The 21,631-nt window shown below is 47.8% G+C and carries 21 protein-coding genes; all 21 read right to left on the bottom strand.

Annotated elements, in window-relative coordinates; genetic code table 11:
- Positions 1-59: 59 nt before the first annotated feature.
- A complete protein-coding gene (locus L1D44_RS05425) occupies positions 60-2,291 on the bottom strand; it encodes a chemotaxis protein CheA (protein WP_239889136.1) in 2,232 nt (743 codons plus the stop codon).
- A gap of 12 nt (positions 2,292-2,303) precedes the next feature.
- On the bottom strand, positions 2,304-3,041 hold the full coding sequence (locus tag L1D44_RS05420) for a protein phosphatase CheZ (RefSeq protein WP_220768810.1): 738 nt from the start codon (positions 3,039-3,041) through the stop codon (positions 2,304-2,306).
- 13 nt (positions 3,042-3,054) lie between these two features.
- Positions 3,055-3,438, bottom strand: a complete 384-nt coding sequence (cheY, locus tag L1D44_RS05415) for a chemotaxis response regulator CheY (protein ID WP_012276572.1) — start codon at positions 3,436-3,438, stop codon at positions 3,055-3,057.
- Positions 3,439-3,499: 61 nt separating this feature from the next.
- On the bottom strand, positions 3,500-4,219 hold the full coding sequence (locus L1D44_RS05410; RefSeq protein WP_239889135.1) for an RNA polymerase sigma factor FliA: 720 nt from the start codon (positions 4,217-4,219) through the stop codon (positions 3,500-3,502).
- Complete coding sequence (locus L1D44_RS05405; RefSeq protein ID WP_220768838.1) at positions 4,212-5,093, bottom strand: MinD/ParA family protein; 882 nt, start codon at positions 5,091-5,093, stop codon at positions 4,212-4,214. The genes L1D44_RS05410 and L1D44_RS05405 overlap by 8 nt, the downstream gene beginning before the upstream one ends.
- A gap of 4 nt (positions 5,094-5,097) precedes the next feature.
- Positions 5,098-6,495 (bottom strand): flagellar biosynthesis protein FlhF, encoded by a 1,398-nt coding sequence (flhF, locus tag L1D44_RS05400; RefSeq protein ID WP_239889134.1) that lies wholly within the window; start codon positions 6,493-6,495, stop codon positions 5,098-5,100.
- Positions 6,496-6,506: 11 nt separating this feature from the next.
- Complete coding sequence (gene flhA, locus L1D44_RS05395) at positions 6,507-8,606, bottom strand: flagellar biosynthesis protein FlhA (protein WP_239889133.1); 2,100 nt, start codon at positions 8,604-8,606, stop codon at positions 6,507-6,509.
- Between the two features lie 140 nt (positions 8,607-8,746).
- The gene (gene flhB, locus L1D44_RS05390) at positions 8,747-9,880 is read right to left on the bottom strand and encodes a flagellar biosynthesis protein FlhB (protein WP_239889132.1); all 1,134 of its coding nucleotides are present in this window, start codon (positions 9,878-9,880) and stop codon (positions 8,747-8,749) included.
- A 68-nt stretch (positions 9,881-9,948) separates the two neighbouring features.
- Complete coding sequence (fliR, locus tag L1D44_RS05385) at positions 9,949-10,749, bottom strand: flagellar biosynthetic protein FliR (protein ID WP_239889131.1); 801 nt, start codon at positions 10,747-10,749, stop codon at positions 9,949-9,951.
- A gap of 38 nt (positions 10,750-10,787) precedes the next feature.
- Positions 10,788-11,057, bottom strand: coding sequence for a flagellar biosynthesis protein FliQ (fliQ, locus tag L1D44_RS05380; RefSeq protein ID WP_239889130.1), 270 nt, complete (start codon positions 11,055-11,057; stop codon positions 10,788-10,790).
- A gap of 7 nt (positions 11,058-11,064) precedes the next feature.
- Positions 11,065-11,814 carry a flagellar type III secretion system pore protein FliP gene (gene fliP / locus L1D44_RS05375; RefSeq protein ID WP_239889129.1) on the bottom strand — a complete coding sequence of 250 codons (750 nt, stop codon included), beginning with the start codon at positions 11,812-11,814 and terminating at the stop codon, positions 11,065-11,067.
- A gap of 10 nt (positions 11,815-11,824) precedes the next feature.
- A complete protein-coding gene (gene fliO, locus L1D44_RS05370) occupies positions 11,825-12,199 on the bottom strand; it encodes a flagellar biosynthetic protein FliO (protein WP_239889128.1) in 375 nt (124 codons plus the stop codon).
- Positions 12,200-12,211: 12 nt separating this feature from the next.
- Positions 12,212-12,592, bottom strand: a complete 381-nt coding sequence (gene fliN / locus L1D44_RS05365) for a flagellar motor switch protein FliN (RefSeq protein WP_202719846.1) — start codon at positions 12,590-12,592, stop codon at positions 12,212-12,214.
- Positions 12,593-12,604: 12 nt separating this feature from the next.
- Positions 12,605-13,633: a flagellar motor switch protein FliM gene (gene fliM / locus L1D44_RS05360; RefSeq protein WP_220768801.1), complete on the bottom strand. Its 1,029-nt coding sequence runs from the start codon at positions 13,631-13,633 to the stop codon at positions 12,605-12,607.
- Between the two features lie 71 nt (positions 13,634-13,704).
- Positions 13,705-14,223, bottom strand: coding sequence for a flagellar basal body-associated protein FliL (fliL, locus tag L1D44_RS05355; RefSeq protein ID WP_239889127.1), 519 nt, complete (start codon positions 14,221-14,223; stop codon positions 13,705-13,707).
- A gap of 75 nt (positions 14,224-14,298) precedes the next feature.
- Positions 14,299-15,936, bottom strand: a complete 1,638-nt coding sequence (locus tag L1D44_RS05350; RefSeq protein ID WP_239889126.1) for a flagellar hook-length control protein FliK — start codon at positions 15,934-15,936, stop codon at positions 14,299-14,301.
- A gap of 164 nt (positions 15,937-16,100) precedes the next feature.
- A complete protein-coding gene (gene fliJ, locus L1D44_RS05345) occupies positions 16,101-16,547 on the bottom strand; it encodes a flagellar export protein FliJ (protein WP_239889125.1) in 447 nt (148 codons plus the stop codon).
- Between the two features lie 39 nt (positions 16,548-16,586).
- Positions 16,587-17,927 (bottom strand): flagellar protein export ATPase FliI, encoded by a 1,341-nt coding sequence (gene fliI, locus L1D44_RS05340; protein WP_239889124.1) that lies wholly within the window; start codon positions 17,925-17,927, stop codon positions 16,587-16,589.
- Positions 17,899-18,870 (bottom strand): flagellar assembly protein FliH, encoded by a 972-nt coding sequence (fliH, locus tag L1D44_RS05335; RefSeq protein WP_239889123.1) that lies wholly within the window; start codon positions 18,868-18,870, stop codon positions 17,899-17,901. The genes fliI and fliH overlap by 29 nt, the downstream gene beginning before the upstream one ends.
- Entirely contained in the window at positions 18,870-19,919 is a 1,050-nt protein-coding gene (fliG, locus tag L1D44_RS05330; RefSeq protein ID WP_220768796.1) for a flagellar motor switch protein FliG, read from the bottom strand. Before fliG ends, fliH begins: the two co-directional genes overlap by 1 nt.
- A complete protein-coding gene (fliF, locus tag L1D44_RS05325) occupies positions 19,909-21,609 on the bottom strand; it encodes a flagellar basal-body MS-ring/collar protein FliF (protein ID WP_239889165.1) in 1,701 nt (566 codons plus the stop codon). The genes fliG and fliF overlap by 11 nt, the downstream gene beginning before the upstream one ends.
- Positions 21,610-21,631: the final 22 nt, after the last annotated feature.

Raw genomic sequence — 21,631 nt, 5'->3', positions numbered from 1 at the left:
ATGCCGTATTTAAAAAGGGAATAACAGAGCGCTTTCCTGCTATTCCCTCGCTAATCCTGTTAGCTCTTATTACGTGCGTAATATTTCAGTAGACCTGGCACATCTAGAATCAGTGCGATACCACCATCAGAAGTAATGGTTGCACCGGCCATTCCTGGCGTACCGTGTAAAAGCGTGCCTAGTGGCTTAATGACCACCTCTTCTTGTCCAATAAGTGAGTCAACCACAAAGCCTATCTGCATGGTGCCCAACTGGACAATCACCACGTGGCCATGTTGTTTGTCACCGTGACTAAAGCCTAACTCTTTACGAGATAACCACTTCTCTAGATAGAACAGCGGTACTGCCTTATCACGTACAATCACAGTTAACTGACCATCAACCACATTCGTCTTAGTTAAATCGAGATGGAAAATTTCGTTCACACTCGACAATGGCAAAGCAAATACTTGCTCTGCAACCTCGACCATCAAGGTTGGCATAATCGCTAGCGTCAGTGGCACCTTAATCTCGAGACGAGTGCCTTTTCCTTGCTGGGAGTCGATATGAACCGAACCATTTAACTGAGTAATACGGGTCTTAACTACATCCATGCCGACACCGCGGCCGGATATATCTGAGATCTCGACCTTAGTTGAAAAGCCCGGAGCAAAAATCAGATTATAAGCCTCTTCATCGCTCATGCGAGCGGCAGCGTCTTCATCGAGCACACCGCGACTAATCGCGATTCCTTTTAGCTTTTCAGGATCCATTCCAGCGCCATCATCCTCAATTTTAAGCAGGATATGGTCACCCTCTTGGCTAGCTGACAGCGTGATGGTTCCGGTGCGCTCTTTACCATTAGCCTCGCGATCATCAGGCATCTCAATACCATGATCGACTGAGTTTCTAACTAAGTGCACTAGAGGGTCGGCGAGCGCTTCGACTAAGTTTTTGTCTAGGTCGGTATCTTCGCCCACCATCACAAGATCGATCTCTTTATTGAGACTACGAGCCAGATCTCGAACCACCCGTGGGAAACGACCAAAGACTTTCTTAATTGGCTGCATACGCGTCTTCATCACCGCACCTTGAAGATCGGCGGTGACCAAGTCTAAATTAGCTAATGCCTTAGACATCTCCTCATCATCACGAGAGATCCCAAGACTTAGTAAACGGTTTCGCACCAATACCAACTCGCCCACCATATTCATGATCTGGTCGAGTCTTGAAGTATCAACCCTTACGGTTGTTTCAGCTTGCGGCATATTGTTGCCGCCCGCTTTTGGCGCGGCTTTAGCAACAGGCTTCAACTCTGGCTTTGGCTCTGGCTTTGGCTCAGGTTTAACTTCTGGTTTAGCGGGTACTTTAGCTTCCGCTTTAACATCGACGGCCTGCTGTGAGGTCGTGATTGCCTGTACGACTGGAGTCGATTGATTCGCCTGTTCGTTTGTCGACACATTTGCACTAGATTGCTTGCCAGGACCTGCACCAGAGCCATGTAACTCGTCGAGTAGTCGCTCAAACTCATCATCGGTAATTTCGTCAGAGTCGACATCCGATGAACTGGGCTCTATTTTAGCTGGAGTGGCCGATGGCGCCTTAAACTGGCCCGAGCCGTGGAGCTCATCGAGCAAAGATTCGAATTCATCATCGGTAATATCATCTGACGCTGGCTGCTCCAGTGTCGAAGCAGGCTGCTCGCTAATACCTGGGCCCTTACCTGAGCCGTGTAAAGCATCTAATAAGGCTTCAAACTCGGCATCGTCGATATCATCTATACTGCCAGCCACTTCTTCTGTGGCTTGCTCGACAGCGCGACTTTCTTGAACCTCATGCTCTACTAGCACTTGCTCAACAACCTCTTCGGCGACGGGAGCGGGTTCCGAGACTTGAGAGTCTGCCATTTCTGATGGGAGCAACTCACCTGCGCTTAATTTTTTTAGCTGGGTGAGCAATGCAGGCTCTGCTGGAGATTGAGGCTGGCCAGCTTGAGTTTCTGCGAACATTGAGTTGATGGAGTCGACCGCTTGTAGGATAACATCCATTAAGCTTGCAGAGACGCCACGCTTACCTGTGCGCAGTAGATCGAAGGTGTTCTCCGCTTCATGACAGACATCCACCATTGGGGATAAGCCAAGAAATCCAGCACCACCTTTGACGGTGTGGAAGCCTCGAAATATGGCGTTAAGCAGATCGGTATCATCAGGGTTATTTTCTAACGCTACCAGCTGTTCCTGTAGAAGCTCTAATATTTCTCCAGCTTCAATCAAAAAGTCCTGCAGTATCTCTTCATCAACATCAAAGGACATTCTTTGACTCCCTTAAAAACCTAGACTCGAAAGCAGATCGTCAACTTCATCTTGACCTGTCACCACATCCTGGCGGTGCTCGGCGTTCATTATAGGACCTTCCGCTTCAACATTTCGTTTTGGATTGTCGTTCGTCGCTGTTGCTGGCTGCTCACCAAATGCGGTCAACATCGACACCAGACTATTTTCAACTTCCCTAACGAGCTCGATGACTCGACGGATCATCTGTCCGGTTAAGTCTTGAAAGTCTTGCGCCAGTAAAATTTGGTTCAGAAGTTCTTTAACCCGACTCGCATCCGACTCACTTCTTTCGACAAACTGCTGGATGTCATGACATAGCGTTTTAAATTCAGTTAGCGGTAATTCTCGACGCATGAGCTTATCCCACGCCGGTTTTACTGCTTGAATATTGTCGCTAAGTGCGCTTGCCAGAGGTAAACACTCCTCGACCGCATCCATCGTCTTGTTTGCTGCTTGCTCCGTCATATCGATGACGTAGGTTAAGCGCTCTTTTGCATCTGGGATCTCGGTATTGGCTAGCTCGATTAAGCGCGTATCGAACTGAAAATCAGAAATCGCGCTATGGAGTTGGCGAGTTAAACGTCCAACCTCATCGAAGAGATCCTTTTGAATTGGCGCGGCAATTTCTCTGACCAACTCATCTGCACTTTCTTGCTCTCCTTGACTTAGGAGCGCAACTAGCCTCTCAGCTTGCTCAAGAGTAATCAGCGCTGAAGATTGTTGCTGCATAGCTCATCCTTGCTTAGCCGAGTCTCTCGAAGATTTTGTCCAATTTCTCTTTTAGTGTGGCAGCGGTAAAAGGTTTAACCACGTAGCCATTCACACCAGCTTGCGCTGCGGCAATGATCTGCTCACGCTTAGCTTCTGCTGTCACCATCAATACGGGCAGGTGCTTGAGGTTATCATCGGCACGAATAGCCTTTAATAGATCAATACCTTGCATGCCTGGCATGTTCCAATCGGTAACGACGAAATCAAAATCGCCCTTTTGTAACATAGGTAAGGCTGTTGAACCGTCATCGGCTTCTTGGGTATTGTTAAATCCCAAGTCACGTAACAAGTTCTTAATGATACGTCTCATTGTTGAAAAGTCGTCAACAACAAGAATCTTCATATTCTTGTCCAAGGTTTCCTCCGCTGGGCGCGCTTTTATTGCTCGTGTAATGTGGTATCAAGTATTATTGATATTATTCTTGTGTCCAGTGCTTGAGTTTTCCTTTGAGCCTTAGCATCGCCTGACTGTGGATCTGGCTGACTCTAGACTCGCTGACCTCAAGAATGGCCCCAATCTCTTTTAAATTTAATGCTTCATCGTAATATAGCGACAATACCAGCGCATCTCTTTCTGGCAATTGCTTGATCGCATCGACTAACGCTGAATGAAACTCGACTTCTGCGAGTGATTCAAAAGCATTATCTTGGTGGCAGTCTTCTGGATTTGTACTTTCAACTGCCACGCCTAAATCTTCTATACCAACAACTTTTCCTACTGAAACGTCGTTTAAAATTGTGTGGTACTCTTCGAGTGAGATCTCGAGGCGGTCGGCGATTTCGCCATCGCGAGCATCGCGACCTAACTCCTGCTCAAGTTCATCGATTACCTGTGCCACCCGGCGCTGGTTGCGATGTACTGAGCGCGGTACCCAATCGCCTCGGCGGATCTCATCTAACATGGAGCCACGAATTCGAATACCTGCGAAGGTTTCGAACTTGGCGCCTTTACTACCATCAAAATTCGATGACGCTTCTAACAGCCCCATCATGCCCGCCTGCAACAAATCATCTAACTGCACTGATGCGGGTAAACGAGCTAAAAGATGGTGAGCTATTCTTTTTACAAGCGGTGCATACTGTTCAACGATAGACGTCTTATTATCAAAACGAGTATACGCGGCCGCTTTATTCACCCGACTTATCCTCTTGATAATCAGGGCGTTGAACTAGACGTTCAACGAAAAACTCTAAATGTCCACCAGGCTGCGATGGTACTGGCCAGCTCATGATTTTATTCGCCAGTCCCTGATAAGCAATCGCGGCTGGAGACTTTGGAAACGCCTCAACAATCAGCTTTTGCTTGCGCACAGACTTACGTAAGTTCTCATCATATGGCACGGTTGCAACTAACTCTAACGCGACATCAAGGAATCTGTCAGTTACCTTGCTAAGCTTGGCAAACAGCTCCATACCTTCACGGAGACTGCGTACCATATTCGCCACAATCTTAAAGCGGAACACACCGTGCTCTCGACTTAAAATCTTAATCAGCGCGTAAGCATCGGTAATTGATGTCGGTTCGTCACACACCACAATCAATACGTCTTGCGAAGCACGAGAAAAGCTTAGCACCATATCCGATATACCTGCCGCAGTATCGACAATAAGGATATCGAATTGTGTTCTCATCTCACTAAACGCACGGATAAGACCTGCATGTTGAGCCTGTGTCAGTTCCACCATCGCCTGAGTACCTGAAGTGGCTGGAATAATACCTATTCCTTTAGGGCCTCTTAAGATCACATCATCTAATTCGGCATCTCCGGATAAAACATGAGATAAATTTCGCTCAGCACGTAAGCCTAGCATCACATCGACGTTTGCTAGACCTAAGTCAGCGTCCAAAACTAATACTCGCTTGCCTTTTTCTGCCAAGGCTACAGCCGTATTAATTGACACGCTGGTTTTACCAACACCACCTTTACCACCTGATACGGCGATTACTTTTACTTTTTCATTATTTGGCTGATTCATCATACGTAAACCGCTTGCTTGATCCGGAGTCATGGCTTCACTCAAATGCATAGGTCATCTCATGTGACCCTTCACTATTCTGTAATGGTTCTATAGGTTTGTTATCTAATGCGGCTAACGCGTGCTTAGCAAGCGAAAGAGTATCTGCCACCTGCATATCTTCTGGCACTCTTTGTCCGTCTGTTACATAACTTAAAGGCAACCCATTTTGAATCAAGACACTTAACGCTGGCGCTAATGAAATTGATTCATCTAATTTTGTCAGTACCGCGCCTGAAAGCGGGATACGTGTAAACTGTTTGACAGCATCTTCTAATACTCGGCGCTGTCCTGTTGCAGACATTACCAGATAACTACGAATAGGTAATCTGCTATTTGCCGCTAAGCTGTCGAGTTGCTGGAATAATCGCTGATCGCGCTGCCCCATACCTGCAGTATCAATGAGTACCAACTTACGGTTTCTAAATTGATAAAGTATTTGCTCTAACTCATTAAAATCATGAGCCTGTTTTACAGGGCATCCCATTATCTTGCCATAAGTTGCCAATTGCTCAAAGGCTCCAATGCGATAATGGTCCGTAGTAATGAGCGCAACTTGATCTGAGCCGTGATATGCGGCAAAACGTGCGGCTAATTTCGCCACTGTTGTTGTCTTGCCAACGCCTGTAGGTCCAACAAAAGCGACCACTCCACCTTGACGTACGATATCGTCGCCTTGGTTATCAAGCATATTGGCTAAGCAACGTGGCAGAGAAGCGACCAGCTCAGCTGGCGAGTAATGTTCAGTCAAACCTGACAGCTTTTGCGCTATCTCAGGGGAGAATTCCGCTTCAAGCAATTTGCTTTCTAACATGGCACCCACAGGGTCGAGACGCTTCTTCTGCTCGGCCATTAAGGTGTTAACTTGATGAGTGAGCAAGCTTCTGATCGAGGCTAACTCCTCTTTCATCGCATCCATCTCGGCGCTACTGTTGTGTTTGCCCGCATTAAAGTTATCAGGTGCGCGATTAGGGGTAAACTCTGCTTTTACTGGCTCATGTTTGCTCTGTTGTGCTTGCAACCCTTTTGCCCACTCAGGCATATCAAGCTCATCGCTTCGCGTGGGTTGTGCCTGTTGATTAATGCGGCTCTGCTGACGTTCTAATAATGCCTGCAATGAGTCTGGAGCGGGCGTCGGTGCGGCGCGAGTTTCGGCTTTCACATTGGGACGAGCCCCAAGAGTGACCTTCTCTTCGGCTAAATCGGTGAACATAGCTGCCGATGGCTTTGCCGCCGCAATTTTTGGCTTTGGCTCATCGTAGTCTACGGCTGCCACAATCTCTATGCCGCCAGTGACCTTCTTATTCGACATGATCACAGCATCTGAACCCAATGTTTCTTTAACTTGGGCTAAGGCCGAGCGCATATCTTTTGCTAAAAACCTTTTAATCTTCAATTATTCGACCTCTACTGACCCACTGCCGAAACGATGCGGATCTGCTTCTCATCGGGCACTTCCTGATAGGAAATGACTCGCAAATTTGGGATCGTATGCTTAACAAATCGCGACAAGGTTGAACGTAACATGCCCGATGTCAATAAAATTGCGGGCTGTCCCACCATCTCCTGTCGCTGCGTAGCATCGACAAGTGACTTCTGCATACGCTCTGCAAGACTTGGTTCGATATTCGGACCATCGCCTCCCGTTGCCTGCATTGACTGATGCAACATCTGTTCCAACTCTGGCGCCAAAGTTATGACAGGGATTTCGAGCTCTGGGCCACTGATCTCCTGAACTATCATACGTTTTAGTGCAATACGGACCGCTGCGGTTAACACCTCGGTATCGCCGCTCTTAGGACCATACTCCAATAAGGTTTGAACTATGGTCTTCATGTCTCGGATAGAGACACCTTCATTCAGCAGGTTCTGCATCACTTTCACCACAGTACCTAGCGGCATCACATCTGGAATAAAGCCATCCACCAACTTAGGCGAGTGTTTACCTAGCATTTCAAGTAACTGCTGTACTTCTTCATAACCCAGTAGTTTGGCTGCATTATTGGTCAATAGTTGGCTGATGTGAGTGGCCACTACCGTTGAGGCGTCGACAACCGTATAGCCTAAGGTTTGGGCATGCTCTCGCATTTCAGGAGCGATCCAAACCGCATCTAAGCCAAAGGCAGGATCTTTGGTCTCGATACCATCGAGCTTGCCATAGACCTGGCCCGGGTTAATCGCAAGTTCACAATCGTGACGGATCTCCGCCTCGCCCGATGCCACTCCCATCAATGAGATCCGATAGGCATTGGGAGATAGATCTAAGTTATCGCGAATATGTACCGCTGGCACTAGGAAACCTAGCTCTTGAGACAGCTTCTTACGCACACCCTTAATGCGTCCAAGTAGCTCTCCGCCTTGGCCTTTATCCACTAGAGGAATTAAACGGTAACCCACTTCCAACCCGATAGTGTCAACGTGTTGGACATCGTCCCAACTGAGCTCTTTTGGCTGTGCATCTTTTGGCTCTGCAGGCCCTGACTTAGCAAGCTCAAGTGCACGCTCACGATCTGTATCTTGCTTTTTCTTAATGAAGTAAGCCGCACCACCTGCGATAGCTGCAAATGAGAGGAACACAAAATGTGGCATACCAGGAACAATACCCATCACAAACATAACCGCTGCGGCAATGGCTAGTGACTTAGGACTGTCAAACATCTGGCTCATGACCATTTCGCCCATGTCACCAGATTCGTTTTGGCGGGTCACCATCAAGGCCGCTGCTATCGACAATAGTAAGCCTGGGATCTGTGCCACTAGGCCGTCACCTATCGTCAACAGAGTGTAGATCTCTGCCGCCGTAGCGAAATCGAGATCGTGCTGCGCCATACCAATAATAAAGCCGCCGACGATGTTGATAACAAGAATTAAGATACCGGCGACCGCATCACCTTTTACAAACTTGGAAGCACCGTCCATCGCACCATAAAAGTCGGCCTCGCGGGTGACTTCGGCGCGGCGAGCACGCGCTTCTTCTTGGCTCAGCAGGCCAGCATTTAAGTCGGCATCAATAGCCATCTGCTTACCAGGCATGGCGTCTAGGGTAAAGCGAGCACTCACCTCTGAAATTCGCCCTGCACCTTTGGTAACAACGGCAAAGTTAATAATGATAAGGATTAAGAAGACCACGAGACCCACGGCATAGTTACCACCAATAACTACGGAGCCAAAGGCTTCAATCACCTTACCCGCAGCGTCACCACCGTTATGGCCTTCTAGCAGCACCACTCGCGTTGAAGCGACGTTTAGTGCAAGCCTAAGCAGCGTGGCAACCAGCAATACGGTAGGAAATGCGGCAAAATCGAGGGGACGGTCACTATAGATAGCTACCAATAGAACGACTAATGCCAGTGCGATATTGAATGAAAAAAGGATATCGAGCAGGAATGCAGGCATAGGCAAGATGATCATAGCCAGAGCGGCTAAGACCAATAATGGTGTACCAATACCTTTTAATTGTGCGGGCTTTATCTGTTTTAATTGCCCTAGACTTGCTTTAAATTCCATTCACCCTGAGTCCGATCTTTGACGTCTAACGACCTACAAAGCAAGTATCGTACCAACTTCAACCTGATACTGGCGGTATAACTATAACCTGAAAGGCTTTCGCAAAGAACAGCTTAGCTCTTGAGTGACGGATTTTTACGCTAATGCTTCAATTCGTCAGGGATAGGTTGCTTGACAGGAATGGGATTGGGACGTCTGCCCTTGCCTTTTTGATATTGCCGTAACTGGAATACATAGGCTAAGACTTGCGCTACAGCGGTAAACAAGCCCTCTGGGATCTCCTGATCGATTTTAGTGGTATGGTAAATAGCACGGGCAAGTGGCGGCGCCGACACAATCGCAACATCATGCTCACGTGCTATCTCACGAATTTTAAAGGCCACCTCATCTACCCCTTTAGCCACCACGAAAGGAGCTGTAGAGCGCGCCGCATCATATTTAACCGCAACGGCGTAATGTTCAGGGTTCACCACTATCACATCGGCATTAGGTACTTCGCCCATCATACGCCTTTGAGCCATTTCACGCTGTAGCTGACGAATGCGTCCCTTTACCTCAGGCTTACCCTCGGTATCTTTATATTCATCTTTGACCTCCTGTTTGGTCATCTTCAACTGCTTGGCGTGGTTCCAAATTTGAAAGGGCACATCGATTACCACAATCAGAAACGTCGAAGCACATAACAAAATGAAGATCCAAACAATAAGATCCAGAGCATGATAGATATTGCCCGGTAGATGGTCTTGGGACAGCATCAAGATGCGGTCAAGATAGATACTAAGCAGCAGATAGGCAGTGATCGCTACCACAGAAAATTTTGCTATACCTTTTGTCAGTTCAACCAGCGCCTGAACACCGAACATCCGCTTAAAACCCGCGATTGGGCTCATCTTACTCGCCTTTGGCATAAAAGCTTTTACTGAGAAAGACATACCACCGAGAGCGATATTACCGGCAAAGGCAATCAATGCTAAAAACGTAATAAATCCCATAAGCGGCACGGCTAACTCAGTGCCCACCAAGCCCCAGACATTGGTCATCTGACTGGTATCGAAGATCTCATCTCGACTCATGGTAAATAGCTTGCTCATTATGTTATGCATCGCCTGAGCAATATTAGGCCCTGTCATCAGCAGGCCTACCGATGAAGCGATAAGCACAGCCGATGTGCCTAGCTCTTTAGAACGTGCAACCTGCCCTTTATCTTTGGCCTGTTGCAACTTCCTGGAGGTTGCTTCCTCTGTTTTTTCTTGGCTACTATCATTCTCTGCCATCTAAAGTAGCCCTCCTCTTATGCGAGAGCGAAGACAAATAGTGAGATTCGTTACATGACGGGAAATCATCAATTAAGCCCGCCATCGACACGACATTGCAGCTCGAGCACATTACAGAGCAAAATTTGAGTTTCACTCCATACCTCATCGAAATGAGACATAATAGGCGACAGCGTTAACCAGAGAATAAATAGTCCCGCTACCATGGTGACCGGAAAACCGATGGCAAAAATGTTTAGCTGGGGCGATGCTCGTGTCATCACGCCAAAAGAGAGGTTGATAGTCAGCAGCGCTACAATGGCAGAAATTGACATAGTCAAAGCTGCACCAAACATATAACCGACAAATTCGGTGAATAGACGATAACTTGCCAAGCTTAACCCCTGCATCGACACGGGAATCGACTCAAAACTGGCGATGACCATTTTAATCAGCAGTAGATGACCGTCTACGGCCAAGAAGATCACCGTGGTCAATAGCAAAAAGAAGTTACCAATAACTGGCGTCTGTTGTCCCGAGCTAGGGTCAACCATGGATGCAAAACCAAGGCTGGTCTGCATACCGATGATCTGACCGGTCAATACGAAAGTTTGCATCAATAGCAGAGTCGCAAACCCCATGGCCACGCCAATAATGATCTGCTGAGCGGTGACAAATGCTGCGCTTAAAGAAAATAGGTCGATAGTCGGCATGGGGGGCAAAACTGGCGCAACCGCCGCAGTAACTGTGACCGATAATAGTAGTCGCACCCGAGTCGGTGTTGTGGTGGCGCCAAATACCGCCATCACCATGAACATGCAAGAGATTCGCGTTAACGGCCACAGATAACCTGCGATGCCGTTCATGATGGTATCGAGTAAGATCTCCATCTATTTAAATCTATGGGTAATAGAATAAATACGCATATCTAACCTATCACCTGAGGGATCATGTCTACCATCTGCATAAAGAAATCCATCATTATCTGGATCAGCAGGTGCCCCATTAGCATGAGTGCTAATAAGGTAGTCAGTAGACGGGGAAGAAAACTCAAAGTTTGTTCGTTAATTGAGGTCGCCGCCTGAAATACTGCCACCACAAGACCTATGATAAGACCTGGCACAATGATCATCGACACGATCGTCACGATAACGGCCAGTGCTTCTCGAAAGATATCAACCAGTGACTCAGGATTCATGGCTCACCTATAATCCGAAACTGTTAGCTAAGGTGCCCATCACTAGGCTCCAACCATCAACCAATACAAACAGCATGATCTTAAACGGCAATGACACGATCATCGGCGATAGCATCATCATACCCATGGCCATCAAAATACTCGCAACCACTAAGTCCAGTACCAAAAATGGCACAAACAGCATAAAACCAATCTGAAATGCGGTTTTAAGCTCACTGGTGATAAAGGCCGGAATAATGACTGTCATAGGAGCATCTTCAGGCTCATTGATATTTTGATAGCCTGAAATTTCAATAAAGGTATTAAGATCGGTCAAGCGGGTCTGGGCCAGCATAAAGTCTTTAAGCGGGCCTTGCCCCGATTTAAAGGCATCTTGCAGTGGCATTCCTTGTTCAATATATGGCTGCACTGCCTGATCATAAATCTTGTCGAATACCGGCGACATAATAAAAAAGGTCAGGAACATGCTGATGCCGATCAACACCTGATTGGACGGGGTCTGCTGCAAACCAATCGCCTGGCGAAGAATCGATAACACCACGATAATGCGGGTAAATGAAGTCAACATGATGACCATTGCCGGGATGAAGCTTAACGCCGTCATCAATAGCAAGATCTGCATGGTGACCGAGTATTGAGTAGAGCCATCGGCTCCAGTTGACACGGTTACCGCAGGTAAAATGCCACTTTCAGCCAGAGCTGTGGGCGCTGTTAACGACAGCGCCACAGCGACTATAAGTAAAATCCGTTTCATCATTGTGATGTCTTCATTGTGACGTCTTGGCTTGACGTAGGCGGGTGGCAAAAGACTCTGGCGAGATCTCGACTGGGCTTGTTAGCTTATCGACGAGACTGACCTGCTGCGGCGTCACACCAAGCAGGTATTGCTGCCCATCGACCTCAACCAGTACTAACTTCTCTTTCTGCCCTAATGGGGTAACCGCAAGGGTTTTTAATACCCCTTGGCTACTCGGCACCAAATTAAAGCGCTTAACCAGATAAGCCAGAAAGAAGATTAATAGTAAAACGACTATCAAGCCGCCAACCATACTCGACAGTGTTGCTATGCTCGAGGGAGTGGCTGGCGTTTCAGCTTGAGTCGCTGCACTTCCCACGCTGGCTAAAACCAATTGAAAACTCATCTAACGTCCCTATTACTTGAGCTTTTTAATCCGCTCAGTTTGGCTAATCACATCCGTTAGACGAATACCGAATTTATCGTTTACCACAACCACCTCACCATGGGCGATTAAGGTACCGTTAACCATTACATCCAGTGGCTCACCTGCGACACGGTCTAACTCAACCACAGATCCTTGGTTTAACTGTAGTAAGTTACGAATATTGATAAAACTTCGACCCACTTCCATCGAGATAGTGACCGGAATATCCATAATCGCATCAAGCTTAGATGCTTCGTCTTCGGTCAGTGGCGCTGCATCACTGCTAAACTCGTCTAGCTCAACCGCTTTGGCTTCTTCAATCGCTTGCTCGGCCATCGCCGCAGCCCAATCATCACCGCTATCTGTACTCATTTACTTTTCACCTTATATCTCGGAACGTTCGCGAGCACGGCCCTTGTGGGTCACCAGCTGCAACTCTGTCTTAACCGTTTCTGGTCTTGGAATTTGTTCGCAAATTTTTAATGCTAAATTATCTTTGGCTTTGCCCATCTTACAGCGGTAGGTCGGCAAATCTTCAACCTTTAAAATGATATGCTCTGGCAGCTCAACCGGAATAACATCACCCGCTTTGAACTCTAGTACTTCTCTTAGCGTGACCTTGTGCTCAACGATGGTGGCATCAATACCGACATCAACATCCATGATCTCGTCACGCAGTGCCTGAGACCAACGCATATCGGTGTCTTGAGTATCACTCTGTACCCCCGCATCAAGCAGTTCACGAATGGGTTCAATCATGGAGTACGGCATAGTGATATGGAAATCACCACCACCGCCATCGACTTCAATATGGAATGAACTGACCACCACCACTTCTGTGGGGCTAACAATATTTGCCATTGCTGGGTTAACTTCGGAGTCTAAGTAATCGAACTGCACTTCCATCACTGGCGCCCAAGCATCTTTATAATCTTCGAAGATAATCTTGAGTAGTAGTTGCACAATACGGCGTTCGGTAGGGGTAAACTCTCGCCCCTCAATCTTAGCGTGGAAACGGCCGTCACCACCGAAGAAGTTATCCACCAAAATAAATACTAGGCGAGCTTCCATGGTGATCAGCGCCGTGCCTTTTAACGGGCTAAAGCGCACCATATTCAAGCTGGTCGGTACAAACAAGGTATGTACGTACTCACCAAACTTAAGCATCTGAACACCGTTAATTGATACCTCCGCAGCGCGGCGCATCATATTAAACATGCTGATCCGTAAGTGGCGAGCAAAACGCTCATTGACGATCTCAAGCGTTGGCATACGACCACGTACGATTCTGTCTTGAGACGAGAAATCATATGAACGTGCGTCAAGCTCGTTGTCGTCAATCATGTCCTCTTCGACATCATCGACTCCGTGGAGCAGTGCATCAATTTCGTCTTGGCTTAATAAATCACTCACGATATCGCCTTTACTTATAAAAAATAATCGCTTTCATTACTAGCAATAGTCCCTCCCTTTTGAGCGGGGCCTTACTGCATAACAAAACCGGTAAACAATACTTTCTCAACCACAGTACGCCCCGTTACAGGCTGTAGAGTGTTTTGCACATTACGCAGCGCTAACAGGCGTAATTCATCTTTGCCTGCAGGAGAGCTTAGCTTTTGAATATCCGCTCCACTAAAGGTGGTGAGCAGCGCATCTTCGATCAGCGGAATATGTTTGCGGATCAGCGTGTCATCATCGTTACCGCGAACCATCAACTGCACCTTGATCTCAACCAAACGAGTGCGACCATTGTCTGACAGATTGAAAAGGAAAGGTCTTGGCATCGCCGCGTAAAAGGCTTCCCCAGTTCTAGGCGCTTGCTCTGTCACGGCCCCTTCTGCTGCATTACTTGACTCTGAGGCCTCATCCGACCCTAACAACATCCACACCGTAATTGCGATAGCAATCAGCAGGACAACACCGCCCACACCAAATATAATCAGCTTCTTTTTACTTTTTGGTTTGACGCTGTCTTCTAACTCTAAAGCCGCTTCTTCTGCCATTTTCCATCCCTAGCTGGAGTGCTAATGGGTTCAACACTCTTTATCAATATTCTACTGCCACTATAGGTTACCTGCTTATGCATAATAATCTATACCTGAAGCTGAACTTGTTGATAAATTTGACCTTGCAAGCATCTCTTCTGCTGAAATTTCATCCGTTTCAGACTCACCATGACCATTCCTATTGCCAAGACCTTGCTCACCTTGACTGTTTCCACCGTTCCCTTGTGATACTTGGCCATCGGTCAACTGCATTCCCTGCTCAGCCAGCATTTCCCGTAGTCTAGGCATCGCCTGTTCAACGAGTTCCCGTGTCTGATGCTGGCTCACTTGAAACTGCACCTGTGTACTGTCACCCTGAACTTGAATGCGCACCATCATGTGACCTAACTCTGGTGGGTCAAGACGGATCTCAGCCTGCTGGATCCCCTTGCTAACCATGGTGATTAACTGCTGATTCATCACCGGGGAAAAACGCTGGATCATCTGCTGCATTTGCGGTGCCTGTTCGCCAACAGGTTTTAACGACAAGTTAAACTGAGGCAGTTCTTGGCGGCTCGCCCCCTGCTGATGAAGTTGTTGACTCTGCAATCCAGTGAAAGACTTCAGATCCTGCGCCCCAGACTCAGTCATACCCGATGAGCCTACTTCAAGCCCGGCTTGGCTGGCTGTTGTGCGTACCGAAAGCTCCGCGCCTTTTAACTGTTCCAGCGAGGTTGGCATGTTATTAGTTACATTATTTGCGTTCGCCCCATCAGCATTCTGGGCAGCTTTAGCTTGGTCTGCAATGACTTGATTTGCTCCTTGCCCTGATACCTCTTTACCGAAAATATCGCGACCAGTATGTATCCCTTTTACGTCGACTGCGTTAGGGCTCTTGGTGTCTGTCACCGTGCTGCTGATTGCCGCTTTATCGGCCATGGTTGTCCCTTCAGCTTTATTTGCACCATTGCTCATTTCTCCGGTGCTAGGCTGTAAGGTCGAAACCACAGCGAATTCAGGCTTTAAGCCACCGCTTGCATCAAGCATTTGACCTTGCTGTAACAGGGCTTTTAATTCTGAGGATGAAAGCTTACTAAGTTCTTGCTCTGACAGCCCAGATTGCAAACTCAAAGCGATAAGCGCCTCATCAGATAAATCACTAACGGCTAGCTCATCGCTGGGTTGCTCTAACTTCGATGAGTTGGATTCAAGCTGCTCAGCTGATAACGGCAAACTTTCGCCGTTAACGGCAAGCTGTGAATCGCCGCCAAGGTTATTCGCCACGTTATTCGCTAGGTTATTTGCTAAATTAATCTGCGCAAAAATCTGACTGACATCGTCAGAGCCTGGTGCTAATTCACTTTTCTCTTCATTTAATACGTCATGTGATGCTTGGCTCACTACCCCGTTTGAGGCTTGCTCACCAATAGCCTCGGGATCATCTATAACGTCCTTCTGACTGGATGATTGAGTCTTATCGGCTTGTTGTTCGGTTTTTTGCCGTTCAGCTGCAGAGGCATAACTTGGTTTATCGACAGGCTTTTTATCGAATGCATTGCCGCTCGCCCTGTCTAGCGCAGCTGAAAAACTTCCACCTTGAGAACTAACATTAGAACTACCATTAGAACTACCATGAGAACTTGTCTTAGGTTCAGTAGACTTACTTTGACTATCAGCTACCTTTCTACTCGAATCAGGACTACTGAGTAAAACATTGGTCATCTGCTGCATTCCATCTCCATTCACTCATCAATATACATTTGGCTAGCCAACCAAATGTCAAAATACCGCTTAATTTCGCCAATCATGATTAGATAAAGCAATAATAATGCCAATAATCGCCCCTGAAATATAAGGGGCAATGACACCTGCTCTGAGTGTAAAAAAGGAGGGACTTAGCGCAGTTTCTTTCGGTAAAACTGCTGGGAGGCGAACTCGTCGACCATCTTTTGCTCTGCACGTAATTCGGCAAGCTGTGCCTTGGCGGCTTTATTGGCTAAAAGTAGTTCAACCGCTTTGCGCTTTTGCTGCTTCTCTTGCCAATGCACCTGCCTGTGCTGACGCTGATTATCTGCATCTTGCACCGCATTAAGCTGCTGCACGATCGCCGCATCGACTTGGCGAACAAATTGATGAAACTGATGATAGTTACTAGCACTAATGCTCTGTCCCTGCTGTTGCTCCATCTGCTTCATGTAATCGAGACGATAATTTTGCAGTGCTTCTAGCTGATTCTGGCGCTTTTGCCACTCAAGTTGAGCCGAACGAAGCTGCAATGAAGCCTGCTCCTCCGCTTCTTGGCTAAGCTTAAGCACCATCAATAAAGGCTCGGTTCTAGCCATAGTAGATAACCTCCTTAAGAGGCATTAATCCAAGGGGCATTATGCTTGGCATTGCGCTCCTAACTGAGTCAGCATCAAGGTGCTGCTTTCAAAGGTCACAGAGTCTTTCATGGTTTGTCTTAAAAAGGCGTTCATAGCAGGCTGCAAACGAATCGCATTGTCGATACGTGGATCACTGCCTTGGCTATAGGCACCAATGGAGATCAAATCCTTATTTTGTTGATACAGGGAATAAACCTGTTTCACCTTACGCATCGCCTCTAAATGCTCTGGCGTTATCACCATAGGCGCGACACGACTGATTGACGCTTCGATGTCGATGGCCGGATAATGCCCAGAATCGGCCAGACTTCGTGACAACACGATATGGCCATCGAGAATTGCCCGAGAAGCATCGGCAATCGGATCTTGCAGGTCGTCCCCCTCGGTTAATACGGTATAGAAGGCGGTAATTGAACCTTGCTTGCCGCCGCCATTACCCGCACGTTCAACGAGCTTAGGTAACTTGGCAAACACCGATGGCGGATAACCTTTGGTGGCTGGCGGCTCACCTACAGCCAGCGCAATTTCACGCTGCGCCTGGGCATAACGGGTTAAGCTATCCATCAGTAACAACACGTTATATCCGAGATCGCGAAAGTATTCGGCGATGCGAGTTGACGTTTCACAGGCGCGAAGCCGCATCAAAGGTGAAGTATCGGCTGGCGCGGCGACAACAACCGAGCGCGCACGCCCCTCTGGGCCTAAGATCTCTTCGATAAATTCTTTTACTTCTCGGCCACGCTCGCCGACGAGTCCCACAACAATGATGTCGGCGGTGGTTCCTCGGGTCATCATGCCGAGCAACACACTCTTACCAACCCCCGAACCAGCGAACAAGCCCATGCGTTGGCCTTTACCCACGGTCAGCATCGAGTTGATGGCCCTGACGCCAACATCGAGTGGCTCACTAATGGCACGTCTTGCGAGGGGGTTAATGGCGGGAGCATGACTGGAGGCTTTCTGATCGGTCTTTAAATTGCCTAAACCATCGATAGGTAAACCACTGCCATCGAGTACTCGTCCAAGCAGAGACAGGCCAACGTTTAAACCCGACTGTTCACCTAATGGCGTCACTTTAGCTCCCGGCAGAACGCCACGAAGCTCTTCGATAGGCATCAGATAAAGCAGCTGATCATCAAATCCGATGACCTCGGCAATCAGATCGCCCGACATGGTTTCGATGGCGCAGAGGCTACCCACGGCAGCGCGGCAACCCGTTGCCTCGAGGGTCAAGCCCACTACGCGAACCAATTGGCCACTAGCCTCAACCACAAATGGATGCACTTTTTGTTGATGCTGAGCTAACTTATTACGGAGTTGGTGCTGACGGGTCTGCATGCTCACCTTCATTAGCCTCGATAGCTGCGGTTGGTTGGCCACTGTCTACAGCGTTAGACTCTGGCTGCTGAACATCTAATCTTGGCTCGACTGTAGCCGCTTGTTCGTGAGCCTTAGTTTGTCTTTGCGCAAGCAAGGCGTCCTCTTGCTGCTCTTTTAACTGTTGTAGATCTTGCTGATGCTTATCTAACTCTAAAAAGACATGCTGCATACGCGTTTCGAGCGTCATATCGATATGGCTGCGACCGCTGGTAATAATACAATCTCCGGCAGTTAAGCTGGGGTCGGCTTCGATCTCCCAACGGTTACGCTCTAGCTGGGTTTGAGAGTACAACTCAGAGATCAGCGCTTCGTCACTGGGAGTGACTCTGATGTTGACCTTTTGCTCCTTTATCGGCAAAGAGTCAACGCCCTGACGCAAGGCCGCTAAGATATGCTCAGGATAGGTTTTCAATTCATGACCGATAACCGCTTTTGCCAACGCCATCGAGGTATTGAGCAACTCTTTCTCAATTTCGGTATCTAAAATTGATAAGGGAGCTTCAAACTGGCTCAACAGGTTCTCGAAACGTTGCAGTGCCTCGGATGCCGCCTGTAGTCCCTCTTGATAACCTTGCTGCTGCCCCTGGGAGAAGCCTTCGTTATGCCCCTGTTCGAGTCCCTCTAAGCGCCCTTTTTCAAGGCCTTCGTCGTAGCCTTTCTCTTGCCCCTCTGCAAAGCCTTCTTGTTCGGCATGAGCACGAATATCTTCAATTTCACTTAATGTCGGCGGCAAGATTGATTCAACCTCAGCTTGCTCCTCAACTTGCAGTTGCAAGCTGTGGCGACCGAACATATTCTGTGAGGAGGGCGCACGCTGCTGAACTATATCTGGCAGGTCCCAATGTACAAACTCATCGCTTGTATTGATACTGGCGCCTTGCGGCTTTTTAGGGTCAGTCATTATAGAAACTCTTCACCGCCTCCACCGCCAAGCATAATCTCACCACTGTCGCTTAGACGGCGAGCAATAGATAAAATCTCTTTCTGAGCGACTTCAACTTCACTAATTCTAATCGGCCCCATTGCTTCTAGGTCATCTCTGAGTAACTCTGCTGCACGCTTAGACATGTTACTGAGTAACTTATCTTTGAGTTGATCGTCGGCTCCTTTTAACGCCTTCATCAATACGTCTTGTTGAACTTCACGCAACAGTACCTGAATACCCATGTCATCGACATCAATGAGATTTTCAAACACAAACATCAAGTCTTGGATCTGCTGCGCCATCTCTTCATCGGATTCACGCATCGTCTCCATCAGATGACTCTCAACTCCAGTATCGAGATAGTTCATGATGTTTGCCGCAGCTTTTAGGCCGCCCATCTTAGCCGCCTGAGCACCACCTTGACCAGCAAACTGTTTCTCCATGATATCGTTAAGCTCTTGTAATGCGGCAGGCTGAACTTCTTCGAGGTTAGCGATACGCATCATCAAGTCTAAACGCGTATTTTCAGGGAACTGGCCAAAAATCTCCGCAGCCTGATCTGGCTCGAGGTAAGACAGAACGATAGTTTGGATCTGCGGGTGTTCATTCTGGATGATTGTCGCCACCTGACGAGCATCCATCCATTTAAGTGAATCCAAGCCTTTGGCGCCGCCACCCATAATGATCTGCTCAATCAGGTTGCCAGCTTTGTCTTCACCTAATGCCGCCGTAAGTGCTTTGCGGACGAACTCTTCACTGTTAAAACCGATGGAGGAATACTTTTGGATCTCATCGAGAAACAGCTTATGAACGCCAATGACCTTCTCCTGGCCAAAGTCCTGCATTGCCGCCATCGCCATCCCCACCTTCTGTACCTGCTTAGGTTCTAGGTGTTTCAAGATAGAGGCGGCATCACTCTCGCTCAAACTTAGCAGCAAAATTGCCGTTTTCTCGATGCCACTTAAATCACTTGTCTTAAAGCCTTCTGCTTCTGACTTAGCTTCTAAATTAGTATTATTTGTCATCTTCAAGTAACCAATTTTTCACGACTTGGGTCGATAGTTCAGGCTCATTAGCCACCAGTGCACGGATCGCTTTAATCATGTCATCATCTTTATGTAGATCTGGGATTAAAATCGAGCCATCATCGGCATAGCTGTATTCCGCTTCGGGGCGCTGTAACATGCCTAGCGTATCGGCTGCATATTGATCTTCGATTTCTGCAAGCTCTCCCCCAGTCTGAGGCTCATCTGGCATTTTGATACTATCTGGGTAAACTAATTTTTTCAGCATTGGGCGAACAACAAATACGATTAATACGATAACCACTAGCGCGCCGAGCGCTAACTTAACCGCACGCCAAAACCAAGGTTCCTCCCACATCTCAATGGCTGGCGCCTCTTCGATGAGCTGATCCATAAACGGCACAGAGACCACTTCAATAATGTCGCCACGCTGAGTGTTAAAACCCACTGCGCCCTCAAGTAAACGACGAATATTAGCTAGCTCTTGCTCGGTACGTGGTACGCGAGTCACGCTGCCATCTTCCGAAACAGGGCCATTCTTATAGTCAACTGCAACCGACACGCTCACGCGCCTTAGGGTGCCAACTTGTTGACGGGTATGACTAATGGTGGTGTTTAGCTCAAAATTACGTGTTGCTTCTTTGTGACTGCTACCTGAAACCTGCTTTGTAGCCTCCTCAGCTTTCACCTCTTGAGGAATATCAGACTCCATTGGAGGCTGATTAGAAAGCGCACCAGGGATCCCGCCACTGGAGCCGCCAGCAGAATTATTCTCAACCACCATCTCGCTGCGTAACGCGGGCAAATCAGGGTTATAGCGCTTAGCCGTTTGCTCTACGGCGGTAAAATCCATGCTGACATCAACCTGAGAAGTAAAGTTTTCAGGCCCCAAGATTGGCATAAGAATCGATTCGACCTTAGTGCGATACTCAGACTCTTTCTGCTGCACAATTTCAAGCTCGCGACGTGCTATAGCCGAGCTGCCATCTTGAGTGCCGGAGTTAAGCAGGCGACCATTGGCATCGGTCACTGTTACTTTATTGGGTTCAAGGTTATGCACCGCAGAGGCAACAATATCGACTATCGAGTCAATTTCTTCTTGGCTAAGACCACTTCGACGAGTGCTAACAACCACGGTAGCACTGGGCTTAGAGCGGTTGCGAGCAAAGACGTTCTCTTTCGGTAAGGCTAAAATCACTTTAGCGCGAGTTACACTTTTTAACTCTTCAATGGTGCGAGCGAGGTTTTGCTCTTGACTATGTTTCAGGCGAGCCTGTTCCATGCGCTGACTCACGCCAAAACCACTGTCTTTATTTAGGAAGTCATTATTGGCTTCTTGGTTATCGAGCCCTTCGCGGCTTAATAACATTCTTACATCTTGAAACTTGTCTTCTGGAACTTTGACGACATCGCCTTGGATTTCATACTTCACTTTATTTTTATCTAGTACGTCCAATACTTGCACCATCTCTGCGGTGCTCATCTGTCCAAGCGGGCGATACTCAGGCTCTTGCGCCCAAATCATCACAAAAACGGCTACGGCCAAACAGATAGCGAGGGCTAAGATCATCGTCACTTGACGTAGTAAATCGACCCCGCCCAGCGCGCCCATTAAGCCCGGCTTATGTTCCTCTTGAACACCTGATGTTTGTGGGCTCGTTGCTAAACCTGAGCCTGTTCCTACAACCATTTCTGTACTCACTCTTGTACCC

Source organism: Shewanella sp. Isolate13, assembly GCF_022398325.1.
GTDB lineage: Bacteria > Pseudomonadota > Gammaproteobacteria > Enterobacterales > Shewanellaceae > Shewanella.
Note: the sequence above shows the minus strand (reverse complement) of the source record. Positions and strands in the feature narration are given on the sequence as shown.

Excerpts from the sequence above, each read along its gene's own strand:
- fliQ (WP_239889130.1), bottom strand. The coding sequence starts at position 11,057 with ATGAATCCTGAGTCACTGGTTGATATCTTTCGAGAAGCACTGGCCGTT.
- fliJ (WP_239889125.1), bottom strand. The coding sequence starts at position 16,547 with ATGGCTAGAACCGAGCCTTTATTGATGGTGCTTAAGCTTAGCCAAGAA.
- fliL (WP_239889127.1), bottom strand. The coding sequence starts at position 14,223 with ATGGCAGAAGAAGCGGCTTTAGAGTTAGAAGACAGCGTCAAACCAAAA.
- fliF (WP_239889165.1), bottom strand. The coding sequence starts at position 21,609 with ATGGTTGTAGGAACAGGCTCAGGTTTAGCAACGAGCCCACAAACATCA.
- L1D44_RS05405 (WP_220768838.1), bottom strand. The coding sequence starts at position 5,093 with ATGACTCCGGATCAAGCAAGCGGTTTACGTATGATGAATCAGCCAAAT.
- fliO (WP_239889128.1), bottom strand. The coding sequence starts at position 12,199 with ATGAGTTTTCAATTGGTTTTAGCCAGCGTGGGAAGTGCAGCGACTCAA.
- L1D44_RS05425 (WP_239889136.1), bottom strand. The coding sequence starts at position 2,291 with ATGTCCTTTGATGTTGATGAAGAGATACTGCAGGACTTTTTGATTGAA.
- L1D44_RS05420 (WP_220768810.1), bottom strand. The coding sequence starts at position 3,041 with ATGCAGCAACAATCTTCAGCGCTGATTACTCTTGAGCAAGCTGAGAGG.
- fliG (WP_220768796.1), bottom strand. The coding sequence starts at position 19,919 with ATGACAAATAATACTAATTTAGAAGCTAAGTCAGAAGCAGAAGGCTTT.
- fliH (WP_239889123.1), bottom strand. The coding sequence starts at position 18,870 with ATGACTGACCCTAAAAAGCCGCAAGGCGCCAGTATCAATACAAGCGAT.
- flhB (WP_239889132.1), bottom strand. The coding sequence starts at position 9,880 with ATGGCAGAGAATGATAGTAGCCAAGAAAAAACAGAGGAAGCAACCTCC.
- fliP (WP_239889129.1), bottom strand. The coding sequence starts at position 11,814 with ATGATGAAACGGATTTTACTTATAGTCGCTGTGGCGCTGTCGTTAACA.
- fliR (WP_239889131.1), bottom strand. The coding sequence starts at position 10,749 with ATGGAGATCTTACTCGATACCATCATGAACGGCATCGCAGGTTATCTG.
- fliN (WP_202719846.1), bottom strand. The coding sequence starts at position 12,592 with ATGAGTACAGATAGCGGTGATGATTGGGCTGCGGCGATGGCCGAGCAA.
- L1D44_RS05350 (WP_239889126.1), bottom strand. The coding sequence starts at position 15,936 with ATGCAGCAGATGACCAATGTTTTACTCAGTAGTCCTGATTCGAGTAGA.
- flhA (WP_239889133.1), bottom strand. The coding sequence starts at position 8,606 with ATGGAATTTAAAGCAAGTCTAGGGCAATTAAAACAGATAAAGCCCGCA.
- fliI (WP_239889124.1), bottom strand. The coding sequence starts at position 17,927 with ATGCAGACCCGTCAGCACCAACTCCGTAATAAGTTAGCTCAGCATCAA.